We start from the raw sequence: 20,326 nt of genomic DNA, 5'->3' as shown, positions 1-20,326 counted from the left end.
TGTTGTCATCGGCGCCGACGGACCACCCCTGTCAGGCGTGGGCGCCGTCAGGGACGAGTTCGGCGATCAGCGCCTCGACCTTGGCTTTGATCTCGTCGCGGATCGGACGCACCGCCTCCACCCCTTGCCCGGCCGGATCCTCGAGCACCCAATCCCGATACGACTTGCCCGGAAACACCGGGCACGTGTCACCGCACCCCATGGTGATCACCACATCCGAGGCCTGCACCGCATCAACGGTGAGGATCTTCGGGCTCTGCGCGGAAATGTCGATACCCACCTCGGCCATCGCCTCGACGGCGGCCGGGTTGACCTGCTCGGCCGGTGCCGAGCCCGCGGAACGGACCTCGACCCGGTCGCCGGCCAGCGCGCTGAGGAATCCCGCGGCCATCTGGGAACGGCCGGCGTTGTGCACACACACGAACAGCACCGAGGGTGTGCGGGCGGTCGTGGAGTCGATGGTCATGGAACCAGACGTCCTTTCGTAGAAGTCAGACAGCGACAGAGTCGAGTTCGGCGAGAAGCGCACGCACCCGGGCGTCGATGCTGTCGCGGATCGCGCGCACCGCGCCCACCGTTTCGTCCTCCGGGTCGAGCAACGACCAATCGAGGTAACGCTTACCCGGATACACCGCGCACGCATCACCGCACCCCATGGTGATCACCACATCCGCGGCCGCCACCACATCGTCGGTCAGAGGTTTGGGATATTCGCCGCCGAGATCGAGCCCGATCTCGGCCATCGCCTCAACCACGACAGGATGAATCGCCTCTGCAGGAGCCGATCCGGCGGAGCGCACGTGCACCCGCCCCGCGCCGTGATGAGCCAGCAGTGCCGCGGCCATCTGCGAACGCCCGCTGTTGCGCACGCACACGAACAGCACCTCCGGCACATCCTTCGGCACGGCGCTCTCGGCCTGCGCCAGAGCAGTGAGACGTTCGCCCGCGAAGCGGGTGGCCAGCGAGGGCAGATGGGTGTGGATCTTGGCGGTGCGCCGCAGCGCCGCATACGACTCGAAGACCATCCGCTCGACGGTCTGCGCCGAGAACACCCCGGCATACTTCTCGGCGAGATGTTCGGCGCTGCGGTGCAACACCGCCTGAGGCATCAGTAATTCCGGCTGAGCAGCGTGCTCGGACATCATCGACTCCTGAGGTGGTCGGTCCTTACGACACAGCGGGGGCGGGCGAGCGGGTGAAGCGTTTCCGCAGTGCGAGCGAGACGTAGATGAGAGCAACCAGGATGGGCACCTCGATGAGCGGACCGACCACCCCCGCCAAAGCCTGGCCGGAGGTGACACCGAAGGTGCCGATCGCGACGGCGATGGCGAGCTCGAAGTTGTTTCCGGCGGCGGTGAACGCCAGTGTGGTGGTGCGCTCGTAACCGAGCCCGACCGCCGCCCCGAACAGGAACCCGCCACCCCACATGAGGATGAAGTACGCGAGCAGCGGCAGAGCGATCCGCACCACGTCCCAGGGCTGCGAGGTGATCTGCTCGCCCTGCAGGGCGAACAGGATCACGATCGTGAACAACAGCCCGTAGAGCGCCCACGGGCCGATCTTCGGCAGGAACGTGTCCTCGTACCACTCGCGGCCCTTGGCTTTTTCGCCGAAGTGGCGGGTCAAGAAACCGGCGACGAGGGGGATACCGAGGAAGATCAGCACCGACTTGGCGATCTGCCACGGCGAGACATCGAGGGTGGTCTGTTCGAGCCCGAGCCAGCCGGGCAGGACCGACAGATAGAACCAGCCGAGCACCGCGAACATGATCACCTGAAAAACCGAGTTGATCGCGACCAGTACGGCGGCGGCTTCACGGTCGCCGCACGCGAGGTCGTTCCAGATGATGACCATCGCGATGCAGCGAGCCAGGCCGACGATGATCAGTCCGGTGCGATACTCGGGCAGATCCGGGAGCAGCAGCCAGGCGAGGGCGAACATCAATGCCGGGCCGAGCACCCAGTTGAGGATCAGCGAGGAGATCAACAGCTTGCGATCGCCGGTGACGGTGTCGAGGCGGTCGTAGCGCACCTTCGCGAGCACCGGGTACATCATGATCAACAGACCGAGCGCGATCGGCAGAGAGATGTTGTCGATCTCGATGACGCTCAACGCGTCGCCGAGCCCGGGGATCAGTCGGCCGAGCAGCAGGCCGGCGACCATGGCGATGCCGATCCACACGGCCAGGAACCGGTCGAGGACCGACATCTTGCCGGCGACGGACCGGTTGTCGGTGGCGGTGGTCACGAGGCGGTCTCCTCGAAAGGTTCGGCCGGTGCGCAGGTGCAGGCCGAACCGGGCAGGACCCCGGATTCGGTGGCGAGCACCGCGGACAGTTGTTCCAGCGCTGCAGGGAGCAGCCGGTAGTACACCCAGGTGCCCCGGCGCTCGCAGTCGAGCAGTCCGGCTTCGCGCAACACCTTGAGGTGGTGCGAGATGGTCGGTTGCGACAGGTCGAACGCGGGGCTGATGTCGCACACACAGCTCTCCCCACCCTGATGGCTGGCGATCATGCTGAGCATGCGCAGACGCACCGGATCACCGAGGGCCTTGAACATGCGGGCCAGGTCGGTGGCCCAATCCGAGGTCAGGGGCTCACGGGCGAGCGGCGGGCAGCACGGCTCGGCCTCACTCGACAACTGATTCGACATGCGTCTATATTGACTGTCATCAATCCAGTAGTCAATCCGAGAACCTCGGGAAGGACCACTCTCGTGCCCACTGCTTCGGTGCTGTTCGTGTGCGTGAAGAACGGCGGAAAATCCCAGATGGCTGCCGCCCTCATGCGTAAGACCACAGGCGACCGGATCGCTGTCCATTCCGCCGGCACCACGCCCGGATCGTCGCTGAACGCACTGTCGATGCAGGTCCTCGGCGAGGTCGACGCCCCCACCGCAGGTGAGTATCCCAAGCCGATCGATCCGCAACTCCTCACCGAAGTCGACCTAGTGGTCACCCTCGGCGGCGAAGCCCACGTCGATGCGCCCGCCGGGGCGGTCGTCGAAAACTGGGACACCGATGAGCCGTCCGAACGCGGCATCGACGGCATCGAGCGGATGCGCCTGGTCCGCGATGACATCGCCGTCCGCGTCGAGGAGCTCGCTACCCGGCTGCTGTCCGACGCCGACGCCCGATAACCGAGTTCGTCCCGGAAACTCTGTTCGCCCTCGAGCACTGAAGGAATACCTGATACCTATGAGCACCATCGCAGTCTTCGAACCGGCCCTGTGCTGCAACACCGGCGTGTGCGGCGAGGACCTCGACCAGAACCTGGTCACCTTCACCGCCGACATGGCCGCGCTGACCGAGCAGGGCGCCGCCATCACCCGCCACAACCTGGCCAACGACCCACTCTCGTTCGCCCACAACGAGACCGTCAAGAAATTCCTCGAACTCGCCGGATCCGACGGGCTGCCGCTCGTGCTCGTCGACGACGTCACCGTCGCTACCGGGCGCTACCCGACCCGCACCGAGCTCGCCACCTGGGCCGGCCTCGAGGTACCCGCGCCGCCGTCCGGGGTGACGATGCTCGGGCTCGCCGACGACAACGACTCCTGCTGCACCCCGGGCGAGTCCACCTGCTGCTGACCATGTAGATCCGTATCCCGCCCGCCGATATCCCTCCGACGAGGAGTACCTGCTTTCATGGCTGCCGCCGACCCGACGTTTCTGACCGACCCGCCCCGGTTTGTGTTCTTCACCGGTAAAGGTGGGGTCGGTAAGACCTCCATCGCGTGCGCGTCGGCGGTGCGCCTGGCCCGGGCCGGCAAGAAGGTGCTGCTCGTCTCGACCGACCCCGCCTCCAATGTCGGGCAGGTCTTCGGTCTGAGTATCGGCAACACGATCACCGAGGTCCCCGCGGCGGCGGGGCTCTGCGCGCTCGAGATCGACCCCGAGGAGGCCGCCGCCGCCTACCGCGAACGCATCGTCGGTCCCGTCCGCGGGTTGTTGCCCGCAGCGGAGATCGCGTCGATCACCGAGCAGTTGTCCGGCTCGTGCACCACCGAAGTCGCGTCGTTCGACGAATTCACCTCACTGCTCACCGATCCCGACAACCGGGTCGCCGGGTTCGATCACGTGCTGTTCGACACCGCCCCCACCGGCCACACCATCCGGCTGCTGCAACTACCCGGCAACTGGACCGAATTCCTCGACCACGGCAAAGGCGACGCGTCCTGCCTCGGACCGCTCGCCGGACTCGACAAGCAGAAAGCCATGTACGCCGGCGCGGTCGAGGCGCTATCCGATCCCGGCCGTACCCGCCTGGTGCTCGTGGCACGCGCGAACCGTGCCGCTCTGGCCGAGATCGCCCGCACCCACAGCGAACTCGCCGCGATCGGCATGACGAGACAGCATGTGGTCGTCAACGGCGTGCTGCCCGACCCGGCCGATGACACCGACCCGCTGGCTACCGCCGTGTACCAGCGTGAGCAGGCAGCATTGGCGGGTCGCGGCGCCGCGATCGTCGCGCTGCCCACCGATCTGGTGGAGCTCAAGCCGGTCAACATGGTCGGTCTCGATGCTTTGAGCACCCTGTTCGACACCACCACCACCACCGCTGTGAGTGTCGACGACACCGAACCGGGTGTCGCCGCGGTCGCCGATGCTTCACTGGCGGATCTGGTCGATGCGATCGAGGCTGATGGCCACGGGCTGGTGATGTGCATGGGCAAAGGTGGAGTCGGCAAGACCACCATTGCCGCCGCGATCGCGGTGGCGCTGGCCCGCCGTGGTCATGACGTGCACCTGACCACCACCGACCCCGCCGCACATCTGACCGACACTCTCGCCGGGGAACTCGATCACCTCGTGGTCTCCCGCATCGACCCTCATGAGGCGAGCGAGACCTACCGCGACCGGGTGCTCGCGACCAAGGGCGCCGGGCTCGATGAGGCCGGCCGCGCCACCCTCGCCGAAGATCTGCTCTCCCCGTGCACCGAGGAAGTCGCGGTGTTCCAGGCCTTTTCGAAGGTCATCCACGAATCACGCCGCAAGTTCGTCGTCGTCGATACCGCCCCGACCGGGCATACTCTGCTGTTGCTCGATGCGACCGGCTCGTATCACCGGGAGATCGCCCGGCAGATGGGCGATGGCGGGCGCTTCATCACCCCGCTGATGCGGCTGCAGGACCCGGCGCAGACCAAGATTGTGCTGGTCACTCTTGCCGAGACCACCCCGGTGCTCGAGGCGGCCGGTTTGCAGGATGATCTGCGGCGCGCTGGTATCGAGCCGTGGGGGTGGGTGGTCAACAATTCCCTGGCCGCGGCGGCGCCCACCGCGCCGCTGCTGCGGCAGCGAGCGGTTGCCGAACTCGAGCAGATCGACACGGTCCGGGACGAACTCGCCAATCGGTGCGCGGTGATTCCGCTGGCCGTCAGCGAACCGGTCGGAATCACCGCGTTGGGACAGCTGGCCGAACGGCATCCGGCACCGGTGCGTTGATCCGCCAGCACCGGGCCGGGTCGTCCACTCATGTCGTTCGTGTGAGACATGCCTGAAGCCACGATTCGGATCACGCTGTGCCAGTGAGGACGTCGGTCAGATCGGCGGGAATCGGCATGGGGGTCATCAACCCTGCAGCGACGCGGCCGGTGTTGCCTTCGGGGTAACCCCCGAGCGCGGAACCGGGGGCAGCAACCATGATCCGGATGATCTGCCCAAGGGCTTCGCGACGGTCGCGTTGACGCACCGCGAGACCGAGCATGGCGAGGTGATTGCGAGTGTGCGGCCACGGGTAGGGCTGCGACAGGATGTGCGCGCGTTCGAGATGGGTCCACCGCTCGGCTGCAGTGTGAGTGTGTCGAGCGGCGGTCATCTCCGCGGCATACCAGGCTCGGACAGTTGCAGGCATTGGACTCATGGAAGGCCCTTCAGGAAGAAAAGGATTCTCGTACCCCAGGATTCGACGCAGGTGCCGCCGATCCGGAGATTGTCAGGGGGCGAGCGCGTCCGGCGCGGACCCCGTTGGCGATCACGATGATCTCGGCGACCTCGTGAACCAGGACAACCGCCGCCAGGCCGAGTACCCCGAACAGGGCCAGGGGCATCAGGACGGTGATGATCGCGAGCGAGAGGCCGACGTTCTGCAACATGATCGTTCGTGATCGGCGGGCATGCTGCAGGGCTTGAGGTAGATGCCGTAGGTCCTCACCCATCAGGGCGACGTCGGCGGTTTCGATGGCCACGTCGGTGCCCATCGCGCCCATCGCGATCCCCAGATCGGCGGTGGCCAGGGCCGGGGCGTCGTTGACACCGTCGCCGACCATCGCCGTCGGCCGTGTACCGCGGAGGGTGTCGATGATGTGGGCCTTGTCCTCCGGACGCAGATCGGCGTGCACCTCGTCGATACCGACATCGGTGGCCAACGCTCGTGCGGTGCGCTCGTTGTCGCCGGTGAGCATCGCCACGGTGTAACCGTCGCGGCGCAGCCCCGCGACGACGTCGCGGGCTTCGGGACGCAGTTCGTCGCGCACCGCGATCGCCCCGATCAGGGTGCCGTCGCGTTCGATGAGCACCGCAGTGGCTCCGGCGTGCTGCATCCGCTCGATATCGGCAGCCAGAGAGCCCGGGTCGATCCACCCGGGCCGGCCCAGACGGGCAGGAATGCCGCCGACGTGACCGGTCAGTCCGGCACCGGGGACCGCGTCGACGTCCTCGGCGGGGGTGTAGTCGTCGACGGCGGCGAGGATCGCTGCAGCGAGGGGGTGCTCACTGCGTGCCTCGAGCGCAGCGGCGACATTCAGAACGTCGGCGCGGGTGGCGCCGCCGGTGGTGGCAACGTCGATGACCTCGGGGCGGTTCCGGGTCAGGGTGCCCGTCTTGTCCAACGCGACGGTGCGGATCCGGCCCAACGCTTCGAGGGCGGCACCGCCCTTGACCAGGACGCCGAGCTTGGAGGCGGCGCCGATCGCGGCGACCACGGTCACCGGGATCGCGATGGCCAGCGCACACGGGGACGCGGCGACCAGCACGACGAGGGCGCGTTCGATCCACACCAGCGGATCACCGAATACGCTGCCGATCGCGGCGATCAACGCCGCGGCAACCATCACTCCCGGCACCAGGGGCTTGGCGATCTTGTCGGCCAGACGCTGGGCCTCGCCCTTGCGGGATTGCTCGGCCTCCACGATTTTCACGATCTTGGCCAGCGAGTTGTCCTGCGCGCCGGCGGTGACCTCGACCTCGAGCACGCCGGTGCCGTTGATCGACCCGGCGAACACCTCGGAGCCCGGTCCGGCCTCGACCGGCACCGATTCCCCGGTGATCGCGGAGGTGTCCAGGGCGGTGCGCCCGGTGCGGATGGTGCCGTCGGTGGCGAGCCGCTCCCCGGGTTTGACGATCATGATCTCCCCGAGCCCCAACTCCGCGGGGGCGACGGTCTGTTCACGGCCGCCGCGCAGGACGGTGGCAGTGTCCGGCACCAGATTCAGCAGGGCGCGCAGGCCCCGTCGGGTGCGAGTGACCGCGTACTCTTCGAGACCCTCACTGATGGCGAACAGGAACGCGAGCATCGCGGCTTCGCCGACCTCGCCGAGCAGCACGGCGCCGACGGCAGCGATCGTCATCAGGGTCCCGACCCCGATCTTGCCGCGGGCCAGCCGCTTGAGGGTCGAGGGGACGAAGGTGTAGCCGGCGACGACCAGCGCCACCGCCTCGAAGCCCGTCCCGAGAGCGTCGGGCCCACCGGTGACGCGGACGATCAGGGCCGCAATCAGCAGGACACCCGCGGCGGCGGCCGCCCGGATCTCGGTGACCTGCCACCACTTGTCGGGCTCCTGGTCGTCTTCGCCCTCGACGCGGGGTTCGTCGGGGCCGCATCCGCAGGCGTCGCTCATGCCGTCACTCCCGTGTCGGTGTCGGTGCCGTAGTTCGGGCACAGCGCGACGGCGTTGCCCGTGGCGGCCAGGAGGGTTTCGGCCGAGGCCAGCAGGTCGAGCAGTTCCAGTCGGGCCAGCGAGTAGAACACCTGCCGGCCCTGCGGGCGGCCTTGCACCAGGCCGCAGTCCCGCAGGCATGCCACGTGCGCCGACACTGTCGATTGCGCCAATCCCAGCTCGCCGACCAGGTCCGCTACTCGGGATTCCCCGGCGGCGAGGCGGCGCACGATGGCCAGGCGGGTGCCGTCGGAGAGACTGTGGAACAACGCTGCTGCAGAGTCGAGACTTTCACCGAAGCAGGTCGTCGCTCGCTCATTCATCGTCATAAAACGATGATATTGAGGAAACATGATTAATCAAGCGGAGGGAGCGGGACAACGCGCGTTCTACTCCGCCAGTGCGGACTCCGACAACGGTCGCGAATGATGACGGCTGGCGGATTCTCGGACCGGCTCGTCACGACTCAAGGGACGTTCACAGACTGGCCGGCTGGCTCCCAGCCTGGAACGGCCAACGGGTCGCATGCCAGTTCTGCCTCGCGGGAGGATCGCCTTGCTCAGACTGTCCAGGCCGGTCGCCAGGTCCTCGCACGGGAGAGCCGATCGTGTCGACGAATCGACGGCACAGCTCGTCGAGCACCTCGGTGATGGGCATGTCGGTGGTGCCGTAGCGCAACTGTCGGCTCGGCTGAAGGTCGGCGAGGGCAGCGAACTCGATCAGATTCTGCTGGGCATGACACAGCTTCGCCGGTGCAGCGAGGACAGCAGCGTCACGCAGGTCGTATCGGCAGAACGGTCTCACACGCCCCGGGCGTTGCGGTTCGCGAGCATGGCGCTGCGGGCACTGCCACGGCGGGGCCAGAGCGCTCATCCACGCCGTTCCTGTCCACGGCACCTGACCGCAGCCTTCGCATGTCGACTGCAGATACACCTGGTGGCGTACACAGAGCGGCAGCAGCGGATTGGCCCAGCCTGCATGCCACCACGGATCGGGTTCGGCCAGGCATCGGGCACAGAAACGCGATCCTCCCCGGTCGGGCCGAATGTGGCGGTGGTGCACCAGGTACCGTGCCGCGGCGGCATCGATCGGCCGGCCCCACAGGGCGGCGCGCAGGTCACCGGCAGGGACACCGAGGTGAGCGGCGATCCACCGAGCGTGCAGGCTCAGGTGCTCGAGAACGAGGTGATATCCGGTCGGGCTCCGCGGCACACGGAGCTCGCGCAAAATCTGGATCGGGGTCAGTTGGTAGCGACAGCCGACGCGCATCAGCCAGCCCGGCAGATACTCGGCGGGATGTAGTTGCACGGTGATCGGCCACCGGTCGACTCTTATCGTGGCCATAGTGGTTCCCCAACCACTGAGCCGGCCAGGGCGGGACCAGCCGGTATCAGCCGGTGCGGGCGGCGGATTCGCTGGCATTGTCGACGGTCGCGGTCGTAATCAACTCAGCAGTGACGGCTTCGACGCCGGTGACGATCGCGAGATACGAGATCCGGTCGAGCAGATTCGTCAACGACGCGATCCGCCCCTGGGTGCGGCGGTGCAGCAGCCGAGCATGCTCGCACAGCATCCCGTCATGGCTGCCGGCGAGGGTGAGGTGTTCTTCGGCGGTGCGCAGCAGCGCGAGCCAGCCGCGCATCCCGGTGTCGGTGTCGATGCTGAACGGGGCAACCGGGCAGCGGGTGGCGCGGCGGCTGGTCTGGGCGTAGACGGTGTGCTCGCCGAGCAGGCCTTCGTCGAAGAAGCGTTTGGCGGTCAGATTCACCCCGACGTAAATGAAGGTAGCGGCCATGTCGTTGGCCAAACCCTTGAGATGGTTCGATACCTCCAGGCCGTTGCGGTGCCGGAAGTCGACGAAGTGCAGATCGTCGAGCACGATCAACCGGGTACCGCAGGAGGTGACACAGTCCACCGCCAAGGCCCCGAGTTTCGAGGTGGAGGCACGGTCCACGGCCGGATGGCCGTAGAACCGCAGGATCTGCTGATTGAGGCCTTTGAGGGTGACCCCGGCGCTGAGCGGGATGAACGCCACCGGCCACCGTTGATGCCCCTCCACGGTGAGGGGTCCGTCGCGGCGCAGAACTCGCCGGTGGACGTCGCGGGCATAGCGGGTGGCGATGGTGGTCTTGCCGAGGCCGGGTTCGGCGTCGATGACCACCGAGCCGCGCAGCTTGTCGCCGTCCCGATACGCCGAGGCCATCACCTGATCGCAGATCCCGTAGGCGGCGGCGAGTTGGCTGGTCTTGATCGTCGGCAGGTTCGCGTTCCACACCATCCGGGCTTCGTTGTAGTCCTCGAGCTCCTCCTGCGACAGTCGGGACATCGCGGTGCGGGAGAGGACCTCGAACGGTTCACGCGGTGGGGCGGTGACGAAGGCGTGCCAGCCCTGTTTGCGGGAGAGCTGGTAGCGGACAGTGCCATACGTTGCCAGCCAGGTGGCCCAGGGGTTCATTCGTCGAACACCTCGAACACGTCTTCGTCGGGATGCTCCGCGTAGTACCGGTCGAATACGTCGACGTCGTCGACCACCTCCAACCGTTGAGTTCGACTGGTGGCGAGTTCGTCGAGCAGCTCGGCGACGCCCGGCACGGACGCAGTGTCGCGTTCGTCGTCGATACCGGACTGCTGTCCTTCGGTTTCCGGATGCGGGCGGTGGGCACTGAGTCGGCGGGCCAGGGCGCGGTCGCGGCGTGTCGCGACGTCGTCTCGGCTCCACGCGAGCAGCAGATCCCGTACCGCGGCGGCGGGATCGAAGTGGCGATGCTCGCGCACGGCGATGCGTTTGGCGTAGTCGGCGGCGTCCCTGCTGAACGGCTGGTTCAGGCAAGCGCCGTGCTCCCACACCAACTGATGCCAACGGTGGCTGTCCGGGTCCTGGAACCAGGCGTGCCGGATGTCGTGATTGTCGACGAAGATCGGCCACTTGCCGGCGTGCACACCGCCATACGGCGAACGGGTGGTGCGATACAAGGTGAGCCCGGATCCGTCGTAACGCAGTCCGTCGACCTCGACGCCGTAGTGCTGGATCGTACGCCAACGCACATCGAGGAACTCATACGCCAGATCCGGATTCGCCGGCAACAGCAGACCACCCGATTTGGCGACCCCGATCTCGAACATCTCGCTCGGCGAAAACCCCACCCGCGGCAGTTCCGGCACGCACAGCCCGTCATGTCGGGTGTGGTGATAGACCCGGCCCACCCATTCCCGGATGATCTGCTCGAGTTCGCTGGCGTAGTAGAACGCGGCGTCTTCGACGTCTTTGCCCCGTGAGTACACGTCCGGGCCCTTGTAGGCGGGCAGGTGCTGTAGCAGTGATTCGCGCAGGGTGCGGAAGAAGCGTTCGACGGTGGGTTTGTCGGTGGGCTTGTGCGGGATCGCCGGCTGAACGGTGATACCCAGTCGGGCGCAGACTCCGATCACATGAGAGGACAGGTACTGCTTGCCGTGATCGACGACGATCGCCTCGGGCAGACATGCCGGTAGATCCCCGACGCGTCGCTGGGAGATCCCGTCCGGGGACTCGGTGCCGACGAGCAGGTTTCGCGGCACCCCGTGATACGGCCAGAGTTGATCCGCAGTCGGGTCGGTGTCGCGGGCGGGAGTGATGCACTGGTACAGCACATTCGCCACGTCCTGGGACCGCGTCGACAGCGGTGTCAGGCGCAGTCCGAGGATGCAGCGGGTGAACAGGTCCATCGCCACGGTCAACTCCACCCCAACCCAGCGCATGGTGACCGGTTCCATCGCGAACACATCCAGCGCGGTGGTATCGAGCACCACGTACTCCCCCGGACGGGTCGCGCGCAGTCGGCCGAGGACACCGCGGGGCCGGTCCGCCACCGACCGCCGGCCTTTCGCGCTACCGAACGCGTGCCGCCCCTTCGACAATGTCTTCACCCGCCGGTATGCCGTGCTCAGGGAGGGCAACGGCACCATGCCCGGCCCGAATTCTGCTTCCAGGTCCTTGGCAACGGCATCGATGACCGCGCCGATCGTCGGGGTCGAGACGGTGACGTACCTATCGAGCACCCGCACACATGCTGCGTCCCACCGGTGATCGACACTGGTGGCGTAGCGGCTACGGATCCGACTGTCCGTGAGTCCGGCAACTCCTGCCGCGCGGTATCCGGCGATCCAGCGGTACAGGGTGCGCACAGAGACGTGAAGTTCCGCCGCTCTGGTGGCCAACACCGATTCGAGTTCGGCGCCGGAGGTCGCAACCTCGGTCAGGATGCCGCGGACGTGTTCGGCTCGTGTTTCCAGTTCCTGAATCTGGGTTGCGGTCAGCGAGGAGAGCACTACGGCAGCAGGGTCAGCGGAGGCGGTGTCGTCCGGCGGTGAGATCGCTGTTCCCCGTGCCGCGATCTCGGTGACCGCGACACGCTGCATCCGCTCTCCGGACCGGAGGGTGACATCGTGTCCCTGCAGCGCCACGACTTCCCATGAGCAGCCGTCGAGCCAGACCTTGATTCCTGCACGTAGTTCGACGATGTTGGTCACGGCGTGCTCCTTACACCGGACACCTGCGACTGTCCGGACAGCGGCACCGTCAGGTCCACCGACCACAGACCGGACCACAGCTTCGCCAGCACCGCGATTCGCGAGCCGGGCCTGTTCACCGATGCGGCGAGGTCGTCGAGGGTCATCCCGGGCACTGCGACGCTGTCGAGTGCCCTCATCACCGCGGGGTCGATCCACTCGCTACGACGAGCGCCCCCGAGGATTCGGAGGTTCGCCAGCACTACTGGGTTTGCACCGGTCCACACTTCATACGACCAGCCCCGACTCGAACACAGTCGTTCGGTCCAGGCGAACACCTGCGCAACTGCGTCGCGACGGGCGAACTCGGCGGGTTTGACGTCGACGACCGTGAATCCGCCGTCTGTGCGTTGGAGCAGCAGATCGGGCGCATGCCGACGCATGGTCTTCCCGTCCGGGCCGCACAGCCACATCGGCTGTGCGGCGATCCGCACCACTTCCGGTGCGTAGTCCGCCAGCCACAACCGGTCCAGTTCGAGTCGGCTCTCGTAGAGGACGTGGCCACGGTTGGTGGCCGACCAGAACATCCCGGAATAGTGGCGCTGATGGGGGTGACTGCGGACTTTCCGTACCGGCAGGCCCAGGATCATCCGATAGGGATCTGCCGCAGCGAGGGTCGTCGCGACAGGATCACCTGATTCCTGCACGTACCTGACCTCAACCTCGCTGGTCCGGGGCACTTTTTCAGGGTCCCGCTACTGACACGAATTTGAGAAACCGACACGCCGCTGACAGGCGACTGACATGAAATTGAGAAACTGACACCGAATCCGAGAACCTACAGCAGCAGGCCGGCGAGTAGTCCGACAGTGGAAGTGGTCATGATGTCCTCCGTTGATGGGATGGGGCGAAAGTGAGTTCGGAGTCCGGCAGCGGTCACAGAGCGATGTACCGGCGGCGGACCCCGGGTACCAGACGCGCGGGTGTCGCCGCCCGGAGCGCACGCCAGCGCACCCGGACGTGTCGGGCCAGGCGGGCACGTCGCCGGACGATCACGACGACCGGCTCCCGGGTGACCGGGCGGGCGTCGATCCGGAAGCGGGCGTCGATCCGGAAGCGGGCGTCGATCTCGGCGAGCGCCCGAGTGAACGACTCCGCGTCACCACCGAGGTCGGGGTGCAATCTGCGTGCCGCCTCGCGACGCGCCGATCGCCGGACCGCCTCCCGGCGAGGGTCGACGGGCCCCGGCACGCCGGTCACGACGGCTCGTCCCGCGGGACGATGTCCTCGACGGTGACGTCCACGACGCCGCCCACCAGGGCGGTCACGTCGTCCCGGATCCGCCCCGCGGTCTCCCGGATCGGAGCACCGACGTAGAGCGCCACATGGATCTCCGTGGTCTCGCCGTCGGTGCGCACGCCTACGACCCTCCGCCGGGGCAGGTACGTGGCGACCTCACCGAACATTCCACCGTGCAGGTCGTACACACCCGGCACGGCTCGCACCACCTCGGCAATGCTCTCGGCTGGCTCGGCCACCGTTTCCTCCTCGTGTCCTGCTTCACTCGGTCGGGTACGCCTCGGGCGCACCCGTCACCCGTTCCTACTGCACGCGTGTGGATTCCGCCGTCTCGTCGTCGCTTCCGTCGTCGAGGTGGATGTCGTGCACGGTGATGTTGACCTCCGTGACCTCGAGACCCGTCATCCGCTCGATCGCAGCGATCACGTTCCGCCGGATGCCACTGGCGAGGTCCGCGAGGGCGACTCCGTATTCGGCGACGATGTCGATGTCGACGGCCGCCTGGCGCTCACCGACCTCCACGGAGACTCCCTGGGACTGGTTGACGCTCGCGCCCGGAATACGTTCGCGCAGCGCTCCCACCACCCGAGTCGCGCCACCGCCGAGATCGTAGACACCGCTGACCTCGCGGGTCGCGATTCCCGCGATCTTCGACACGACGGTGTCGGAGATCGTCGTCGAACCGTGGGTCGAGGCCAGGGCGGAATCCTCCTTCTTCGCCACGTCCTTGACGGCGGTTGCGGTCTGCTCGCTGGTCGGCATGTGATGTCCTCTCTGTTGTGGGCTGGACATCCGTGTAGTCGGACGCCGACACCGAATCCGAATGCACGAATACTGTGACTCCACTCACGCCGATACCTGCTCCTGCCGATACTATGGGCCCCTCCGCGACAATGGGCGCGTGCGAACCGAGGAAGGAGTTCGGTGACATCGTCCGAACCGAGCGAGGCCGCTTCCGACCGGGATCTGGTGGATGCGGCGAGACTCGGCGATCGCGGCGCATTCGAGGACCTCGTCCGGCTCAACGGCCCACTGCTCTACCGCTACGCGCGGCGGATGGTGACAGACGAGGGCGTCGCCGCCGAGGTCGTCCAGGACACGTTCGTCGCCGCCTGGCGTCAACTGACGGACTTTCGCGGCGAATCGTCGTTCCGCACCTGGGTGTTCTCGATCTGTTCCCGCAAGATCACCGACTCGCGGCGGGTCAAACGCGCGCAGCCGATCGACGACCAGCTCCTGGTCCCGCTGCTCCCCACCGAACGGGACGCGGACCCTATGGTGGTCGTCCAGAACAGCGCATTCCTGGAGGCACTGGAATTGGCGCTGGCCGAGCTTCCCCCACGCCAGCGTGCCTGCTGGGTACTCCGGGAGGTCGAACAGATGACATTTCCACAGATCGGAGAGATCCTGTCCATGTCTCCCGATTCGGCCAGAGGGCATCACCACCGGGCCCGAACCACGCTCGGTCAGCGACTGATGAGGTGGCGATGAACGACGACAGCGACACAGCACTCTCGGCCGCCGCGCGGTCGCTCCGAGCCGCCCCCGAGCCGGGGTGGGAACGTATCAGCGGCGCCGTACTCGACGCCGTCCGCAGCTCGCCCCGAACCTCGTGGCCTCTGACGGCGGAGCCGACCGCCCCGAGTGGTGTGCAGATCCCTGCAGGCGCGCTGGCGGTCAGTGATCACGTGCTCCGCAGCGCCATCGCGAGCACGGTGCGCGACCGGCATCCGGGCCGGATCACCGTGATCGAATTCGGAGTCGACGGGCACGCGCTACGTCACATCGTCCTCGAGATCACGGCTCCCTTCGGGGTGGATCTGCGAGCGCTCTCCGACGAGGTCCGGCGCACGGCGGCGGAGGTGGCACGAGACGTCCTCGGCGACACCCAGCCCCCGGTGTCGGTCGACGACATCGACGTGGTCGTCTCGGACATCGACGAGTAGACCCTCTACCCCAGACCCTGCACCTCCCCAGACCCTGCAACCCGGGACGGCCGCGGGGAGGGTACGCGCGTACCCTCCCCGCGGCCGTCCCGTCCAGACCGGGCGCTCTCCCGGCGCAACGTCGCAGGCTACTTCTCGCCCCGGAAGAACGCTCCGGCAAGGGAAATGGACTCACGTCCGTCCGGACCGACCGGGACGTCACCCTCGAGCGTCGTCCGGTACAGCACCCGGGTGACGTCGAGATGATCGAGATCCGTCGGGGCCAGGTGCGCGGTGGCGCGATTGTCCCAGAATGCGACACTTCCCGGCGCCCAACGGAATCGGACGGTGAACGCCGGATCGGTGATCTGGGCGAAGAACAGGTCCAGCAGCCGGTCGCTCTGCGCCGGTGACACCCCGACGATGCGGCTGGTGAACCCCGGAGTGACGAACAGTGCCCGCTCACCCGTCACCGGATGCACGCGGACCACCGGATGCTCGGTCACCAGTGGGTTCTCCCGCGTCTTGCGGGCGTAGCTCGAATCCTCCGCCCACTGCGGGTGCCTGCCACCGAAACGGTGCTCGGCACGAAGACCGTCGGCCAGCCGGCGCAACGGTTCCGGCAGGGCCTCGTACGCGGCGACCAGGTTGGTCCACTGGGTGTCGCCGCCCTGCTCGGGCACCAGGTGTGCCCGCAGGATCGTGCCCGCGGGCGGATTGATCAGCGCGGTGACGTCGGTGTGCCACTTGTTGTCGTAGCTGTACTTCTTGCGCCCGAAGCGACGCTCGTACTTGCGGCTGTCGACGGCGAGGATCTGCGGGAAGCCCTCGGGTGCCTCGTCGTCGTACGGATGCGACGGCGTGACCTCGCCGAACCTGCGCGAAAAGGTCACCTGCTCGGCGTGGCCGATGTCCTGCCCCCGGAAGAACACCACCTTGTGACGGTGCAGCGCCTCGCGGATCGCGGTGACTTCGTAGTCGGTGAGCTCCCGGCTGAGGTCGACGCCGTGGATCTCGGCGCCGATGTGCCCGGCCACCGGCCGGACATCGAGTGCTTCGGCGGTGTCGAGTGTGGCCCCGGTGGCGGTGTCGCCGGGCGCAACGGTTGTCGCAGCGGTCATGGTGATCACTCCCTGTAGGTGGTGTCGCGTGTGTGTCGGACGAAGTGGAGACGCGTGGCGGCGAGCCGGAGACGCGTGCGAGAGCTGCCGGGCCGGCGCCGAGGCACTCCCACCGTGGCACACGCCCGCACCGGCCGCGCCGGTTGTATTCACGCTGATTCCGTATCGGATCGAGTTGTGTTCACGCTGCGGAGAACGGTTGTCACCGTGAGGTTTCCGTCCGTAGCGTCACGACTCGGACTACGCGGATCCGGCGCCCCTCTCCCCGCTTTCAGGAGGCCCACATGTCACGGCGACCGACCCTGCTGCACCAGTGTGAGAATCGCTCCGGGCCCGCACGGCACCGGCGGCCCCTGTACGGCCTGGCACTCGCGGAATCCGTTCTGGTGGAATCGATGAGGAAACGCAGGTTCGATCGGGTGGTCCGCTACGTGCAGCGCTCCGGTGCAGATTTCGTCGTCCTCGGCCTGGAGTGGCTGACGCCGTCCGGTCCGGCACCCACCGCGGCGCTGTCGACGAGTCTGTCGGCGGCTGCTCTCACCGCCGAGACCGATCATCTCGGGATCTTCGTCGCACCGGTGCCCGAGCTGGACCATCCGCTGAACCTCGCCCGCAGGCTGGCCACCCTGGAGCCGGCCAGCAGAGGCCGGATCGGCTGGCTCACCGGTGGCCGGGACCGCAGCTGGGATTCCCGTGACACGCCGCCGGCGCTGCCCGCACTCTGGTGGGCTCACGGCGACGACGACCCGGTCGACATCTGTACCGCCGATCTCGCCGTGCTCGATCGGGACACGCTCACGCTCCACCGCAACAGCATTCGTGAGGACACCCTGCTCCTCGCCGTCGACTCCCCCGATGACGAGGACGTCGACGGCCATGTCGCCACGGTCGACGATCTGGGCCGGCCGATCACCGAATGGCCCCGCCGGCCCCGATCCCGCACCGCGTACCGGCCCTCCTTCCACGCCGGGCTGCAGACCCGATCACCGAACTTCCATCGCCACGACGGTCTCGGAAACTGAGTCCGGCACGAGGACAGGCGAACTGCACCGAGTGCAATTCGTCTCTGCCCGCCGGGGCATGAGACAATCCGCCCTGCGACCGGCGCACGGGGGCCCGGTCATTCAGGGCAGGATGGACTCGTGTTCGACGCGCACCTACACATCATCGACCCGCGGTTTCCGCTGGTCGAGAATCACGGCTACCTGCCGGAGCCCTTCACGATCGCGGACTATCGCCGCCGGACGGCCCATCTCGACGTGAACGGCGGAGCCGTCGTCACGGCGTCCTACCAGGGAACGGACCAGACCTATCTCCGAGCGGCGCTGGCCGAACTCGGTCCCGGCTGGGTGGGAGTGACCCAGCTCGATCTGGACGCCACCGACGAGGACATCGTCGAACTCGACCGGGCCGGGGTGCGGGCCGTGCGATTCAATCTTCGGCGCAGCGTGAGCGATCTTCGGCTACTGACCGCGCAGGCGTTGCGTGCGTACGACATCGCCGGCTGGCACGCCGAGTTCTACGTGGACGCCACCCTGTTGCTGTCCCTGGAACCGGTGTTCGCGAAGCTTCCCGCGGTGAGTATCGATCACCTGGGGATGTCCACCCGCGGGCTGCCGTACCTCCTCGATCTGGTGGACCGCGGGGCCCGGGTGAAGGCCACCGGCTTCGGGCGGACCACCATCGAGGACGTCGGGGAGGTGCTGCGGCGGATCCACGCCGTCAACCCCGAGGCGCTCATGTTCGGTACCGATCTGCCCGGTAGCCGGGCGCGGCGTGTGTTCGAGGACCCGGATCTCGACATCGTGGCCGAGGCCGTCGGCGACCTGGACGGCTGGACCGCCGTGACGAGCGGCAACGCGCGCCGCTGGTACCGCTGCCCCGAGCCGGAACCCGGTGCCGCTCCGGAGTGAACCGGGCCGGGTCTGGGGTCAGTTCAGGTCTGGGTCAGCGCCGTGAGCCACACCGCCGTCGCCACCAGACCGCCGAACAGTTCCACGAGGATCGAGAGTCCGACGGCCTTGGTCGCGTGCCAGCTCGATGTCCAGGCGAGGCCCGGCCGGCGCAGGCGGCACCACTCGGCGGCATAGGTTCCGGCGACGAAGCCCGCGAAGAGCCCGACGACGGGGACGACGAAGAAGCCCACCAGCCCGGTGAGCCCGCCGACGACGATCGACCGGTTCGGCACACCGGCAACTTGCATCCGACGGCCCGGCCACGTGTACTTCACCACCCCGGTGGCCACCAGGACGGCGGTGGCGATGCCGAATGCCACCCAGGCCGCCGTGCCACCGGTGAACACCGCCCAGACCGTGATCGCGCCGAAGATCAGGATCACCCCGGGCAGAACCGGAACGACGATCCCGATCAAGCCGACCAGGATGACGAGCCCGACGACCAGCTCGGCGGCGCCGCTCACCCGATCGGGCGCACGGCGGCCGCGGCGGTCCGGGCCCGTGCGCGCGCCGTCTCCACGTCCGACCCGGTTGCCACGGCGACACCCATCCGGCGGCGCGGGAAACTCTCGGGCTTGCCGAACAACCGTAGGTCCGTCTCCGGTACCGCGAGGGCCTCCGCGACGCCCTCGTATGCGATGCCGGTGGCGTCCACCCCGCCGTAGATCACGGCCGAGGCCCCGGGCGCGAGCAGTGTGGTGTCCACGGGAAGACCGAGCACCGCCCGCGCGTGAAGTTCGAACTCGGACAACCGCTGCGTGCGCAACGTGACCAACCCGGTGTCGTGCGGGCGCGGGCTGACCTCGGAGAAGTAGACGTCGTCGCCCCGGACGAACAGCTCGACCCCGAACACTCCCCGGCCGCCGAGCGCACCGGTGACCTTCTCGGCCACCTCGCGGGAGCGGGCCAGCGCGGTCGCGCTCATCGGCTGCGGCTGCCAGGATTCGACGTAGTCGCCGGACTCCTGCAGGTGCCCGATCGGCTCGCAGAACGATGTCCGGACCTGACCGTCCGCACCGAGTGCCCGCACCGTCAGCAGGGTGATCTCGTAGTCGAAGTCGACGAACCCTTCCACGATGACCCGGCCTCGGTTGACCCGGCCACCGGCCAACGCGTACTGCCAGGCCGCCTCCAGTTCGTCGGCGGCGCGCACGGTCGACTGGCCCTTGCCGGACGAGGACATCACCGGCTTGATCACACAGGGGAATCCGATGCGCTCGGCGGCCGCTCGCACCTCGTCGAGCGATTCCGCGAACGCGTACGGCGACGTCGGCAGGCCCAGTTCCTCCGCGGCCAGCCGCCGGATCCCTTCCCGGTTCATCGTCAGCTGCGTGGCGCGTGCGGTGGGCACGACGGTGGCCAGGCCGCGTTCCTCCACGGTCGCGAGGGCGTCGGTGGCGATGGCCTCGATCTCCGGCACCACGTAGTGGGGTCGCTCCGAGTCGATCACCGCGAGCAGCGCGGCGGGGTCGGTCATGTCGATCGTGTGCGCGCGGTGCGCCACCTGATGGCCGGGTGCGTGGTCGTAGCGGTCCACCGCGATCACCTCGACACCGAGGCGTTGCAGTGCGATGACCACTTCCTTGCCCAGCTCACCCGAGCCGAGCAGCATCACGCGGGTCGCGTTCGCAGTGAGCGGCGTGCCGATGCGCAGTTCGTCCATGAAG

Annotated in this window: 24 protein-coding genes; 7 read left to right on the top strand and 17 right to left on the bottom strand. The window is 67.6% G+C overall.

The window, feature by feature from the left end; translation table 11 throughout:
• Window positions 1-31: 31 nt before the first annotated feature.
• From G4H71_RS14245 to G4H71_RS14230, 4 genes are read right to left on the bottom strand one after another with little or no spacing between them, the layout of a single operon-like run.
• Window positions 32-466 (bottom strand): arsenate reductase ArsC, encoded by a 435-nt coding sequence (locus G4H71_RS14245; RefSeq protein ID WP_072738921.1) that lies wholly within the window; start codon window positions 464-466, stop codon window positions 32-34.
• 25 nt (window positions 467-491) lie between these two features.
• Entirely contained in the window at window positions 492-1,142 is a 651-nt protein-coding gene (locus G4H71_RS14240; RefSeq protein ID WP_072739021.1) for an arsenate reductase/protein-tyrosine-phosphatase family protein, read from the bottom strand.
• A 25-nt stretch (window positions 1,143-1,167) separates the two neighbouring features.
• Window positions 1,168-2,208 (bottom strand): ACR3 family arsenite efflux transporter, encoded by a 1,041-nt coding sequence (arsB, locus tag G4H71_RS14235; protein WP_174561876.1) that lies wholly within the window; start codon window positions 2,206-2,208, stop codon window positions 1,168-1,170.
• A gap of 35 nt (window positions 2,209-2,243) precedes the next feature.
• Window positions 2,244-2,651, bottom strand: a complete 408-nt coding sequence (locus tag G4H71_RS14230; RefSeq protein ID WP_072738919.1) for an ArsR/SmtB family transcription factor — start codon at window positions 2,649-2,651, stop codon at window positions 2,244-2,246.
• Window positions 2,652-2,714: 63 nt separating this feature from the next.
• Between G4H71_RS14230 and G4H71_RS14225 the strand changes: the two genes are divergently transcribed.
• Genes G4H71_RS14225 through arsA form a run of 3 tightly spaced genes read left to right on the top strand, consistent with a single transcriptional unit; the run spans window position 2,715 to window position 5,442 of the window.
• Complete coding sequence (locus tag G4H71_RS14225) at window positions 2,715-3,137, top strand: arsenate-mycothiol transferase ArsC (RefSeq protein WP_072738918.1); 423 nt, start codon at window positions 2,715-2,717, stop codon at window positions 3,135-3,137.
• 58 nt (window positions 3,138-3,195) lie between these two features.
• Window positions 3,196-3,588: an arsenite efflux transporter metallochaperone ArsD gene (gene arsD / locus G4H71_RS14220; protein ID WP_072738917.1), complete on the top strand. Its 393-nt coding sequence runs from the start codon at window positions 3,196-3,198 to the stop codon at window positions 3,586-3,588.
• Window positions 3,589-3,645: 57 nt separating this feature from the next.
• On the top strand, window positions 3,646-5,442 hold the full coding sequence (gene arsA, locus G4H71_RS14215) for an arsenical pump-driving ATPase (protein WP_072738916.1): 1,797 nt from the start codon (window positions 3,646-3,648) through the stop codon (window positions 5,440-5,442).
• A 70-nt stretch (window positions 5,443-5,512) separates the two neighbouring features.
• On the opposite strand, the gene G4H71_RS14210 is transcribed toward arsA, so the two are convergent.
• From G4H71_RS14210 to G4H71_RS14165, 10 genes are all read right to left on the bottom strand, one after another.
• Complete coding sequence (locus G4H71_RS14210; RefSeq protein ID WP_054720545.1) at window positions 5,513-5,860, bottom strand: DUF3703 domain-containing protein; 348 nt, start codon at window positions 5,858-5,860, stop codon at window positions 5,513-5,515.
• Window positions 5,861-5,870: 10 nt separating this feature from the next.
• Window positions 5,871-7,835 carry a heavy metal translocating P-type ATPase gene (locus G4H71_RS14205; RefSeq protein ID WP_059384189.1) on the bottom strand — a complete coding sequence of 655 codons (1,965 nt, stop codon included), beginning with the start codon at window positions 7,833-7,835 and terminating at the stop codon, window positions 5,871-5,873.
• Window positions 7,832-8,203 (bottom strand): ArsR/SmtB family transcription factor, encoded by a 372-nt coding sequence (locus tag G4H71_RS14200; protein WP_054720048.1) that lies wholly within the window; start codon window positions 8,201-8,203, stop codon window positions 7,832-7,834. Before G4H71_RS14200 ends, G4H71_RS14205 begins: the two co-directional genes overlap by 4 nt.
• A gap of 148 nt (window positions 8,204-8,351) precedes the next feature.
• Window positions 8,352-9,218, bottom strand: coding sequence for a TniQ family protein (locus G4H71_RS14195; RefSeq protein ID WP_072738915.1), 867 nt, complete (start codon window positions 9,216-9,218; stop codon window positions 8,352-8,354).
• Window positions 9,219-9,264: 46 nt separating this feature from the next.
• Window positions 9,265-10,329 carry an ATP-binding protein gene (locus tag G4H71_RS14190; RefSeq protein ID WP_059384188.1) on the bottom strand — a complete coding sequence of 355 codons (1,065 nt, stop codon included), beginning with the start codon at window positions 10,327-10,329 and terminating at the stop codon, window positions 9,265-9,267.
• Entirely contained in the window at window positions 10,326-12,380 is a 2,055-nt protein-coding gene (locus tag G4H71_RS14185) for a TnsB C-terminal domain-containing protein (RefSeq protein WP_172506154.1), read from the bottom strand. Before G4H71_RS14185 ends, G4H71_RS14190 begins: the two co-directional genes overlap by 4 nt.
• A complete protein-coding gene (locus G4H71_RS14180; protein ID WP_226435562.1) occupies window positions 12,377-13,066 on the bottom strand; it encodes a TnsA-like heteromeric transposase endonuclease subunit in 690 nt (229 codons plus the stop codon). Before G4H71_RS14180 ends, G4H71_RS14185 begins: the two co-directional genes overlap by 4 nt.
• Window positions 13,067-13,295: 229 nt before the next feature.
• Window positions 13,296-13,619: a hypothetical protein gene (locus G4H71_RS14175; RefSeq protein ID WP_072738914.1), complete on the bottom strand. Its 324-nt coding sequence runs from the start codon at window positions 13,617-13,619 to the stop codon at window positions 13,296-13,298.
• The gene (locus G4H71_RS14170) at window positions 13,616-13,897 is read right to left on the bottom strand and encodes an Asp23/Gls24 family envelope stress response protein (RefSeq protein ID WP_072738913.1); all 282 of its coding nucleotides are present in this window, start codon (window positions 13,895-13,897) and stop codon (window positions 13,616-13,618) included. Before G4H71_RS14170 ends, G4H71_RS14175 begins: the two co-directional genes overlap by 4 nt.
• 64 nt (window positions 13,898-13,961) lie before the next feature.
• Entirely contained in the window at window positions 13,962-14,420 is a 459-nt protein-coding gene (locus tag G4H71_RS14165) for an Asp23/Gls24 family envelope stress response protein (RefSeq protein ID WP_072738912.1), read from the bottom strand.
• 162 nt (window positions 14,421-14,582) lie between these two features.
• Here G4H71_RS14165 and G4H71_RS14160 point away from each other — a divergent pair, with 162 nt between their 5' ends.
• Window positions 14,583-15,149, top strand: a complete 567-nt coding sequence (locus tag G4H71_RS14160) for an RNA polymerase sigma factor (protein ID WP_072738911.1) — start codon at window positions 14,583-14,585, stop codon at window positions 15,147-15,149.
• The gene (locus tag G4H71_RS14155) at window positions 15,146-15,604 is read left to right on the top strand and encodes a hypothetical protein (RefSeq protein ID WP_139183311.1); all 459 of its coding nucleotides are present in this window, start codon (window positions 15,146-15,148) and stop codon (window positions 15,602-15,604) included. Before G4H71_RS14160 ends, G4H71_RS14155 begins: the two co-directional genes overlap by 4 nt.
• A gap of 128 nt (window positions 15,605-15,732) precedes the next feature.
• Here the strand turns inward: G4H71_RS14155 and G4H71_RS14150 are convergent, their stop codons facing one another.
• Complete coding sequence (locus tag G4H71_RS14150) at window positions 15,733-16,704, bottom strand: TauD/TfdA dioxygenase family protein (protein ID WP_072739020.1); 972 nt, start codon at window positions 16,702-16,704, stop codon at window positions 15,733-15,735.
• A 284-nt stretch (window positions 16,705-16,988) separates the two neighbouring features.
• Here G4H71_RS14150 and G4H71_RS14145 point away from each other — a divergent pair, with 284 nt between their 5' ends.
• Together G4H71_RS14145 and G4H71_RS14140 are read left to right on the top strand one after the other, a co-directional pair.
• Entirely contained in the window at window positions 16,989-17,726 is a 738-nt protein-coding gene (locus G4H71_RS14145; RefSeq protein ID WP_072738909.1) for an LLM class flavin-dependent oxidoreductase, read from the top strand.
• Window positions 17,727-17,846: 120 nt separating this feature from the next.
• Window positions 17,847-18,617: an amidohydrolase family protein gene (locus tag G4H71_RS14140; RefSeq protein WP_072738908.1), complete on the top strand. Its 771-nt coding sequence runs from the start codon at window positions 17,847-17,849 to the stop codon at window positions 18,615-18,617.
• Window positions 18,618-18,640: 23 nt separating this feature from the next.
• Here the strand turns inward: G4H71_RS14140 and G4H71_RS14135 are convergent, their stop codons facing one another.
• Together G4H71_RS14135 and purT are read right to left on the bottom strand one after the other, a co-directional pair.
• The gene (locus tag G4H71_RS14135) at window positions 18,641-19,123 is read right to left on the bottom strand and encodes a DUF456 domain-containing protein (RefSeq protein ID WP_072738907.1); all 483 of its coding nucleotides are present in this window, start codon (window positions 19,121-19,123) and stop codon (window positions 18,641-18,643) included.
• Entirely contained in the window at window positions 19,120-20,322 is a 1,203-nt protein-coding gene (gene purT / locus G4H71_RS14130; protein WP_072738906.1) for a formate-dependent phosphoribosylglycinamide formyltransferase, read from the bottom strand. Before purT ends, G4H71_RS14135 begins: the two co-directional genes overlap by 4 nt.
• Window positions 20,323-20,326 lie beyond the last annotated feature (4 nt).

This window comes from Rhodococcus triatomae (genome assembly GCF_014217785.1).
GTDB classification, from domain to species: Bacteria; Actinomycetota; Actinomycetes; order Mycobacteriales; family Mycobacteriaceae; genus Rhodococcus_F; species Rhodococcus_F triatomae.
The sequence above is the reverse complement of the archived record's forward strand: the minus strand, read 5'-3'. Positions and strand labels throughout refer to the sequence as shown.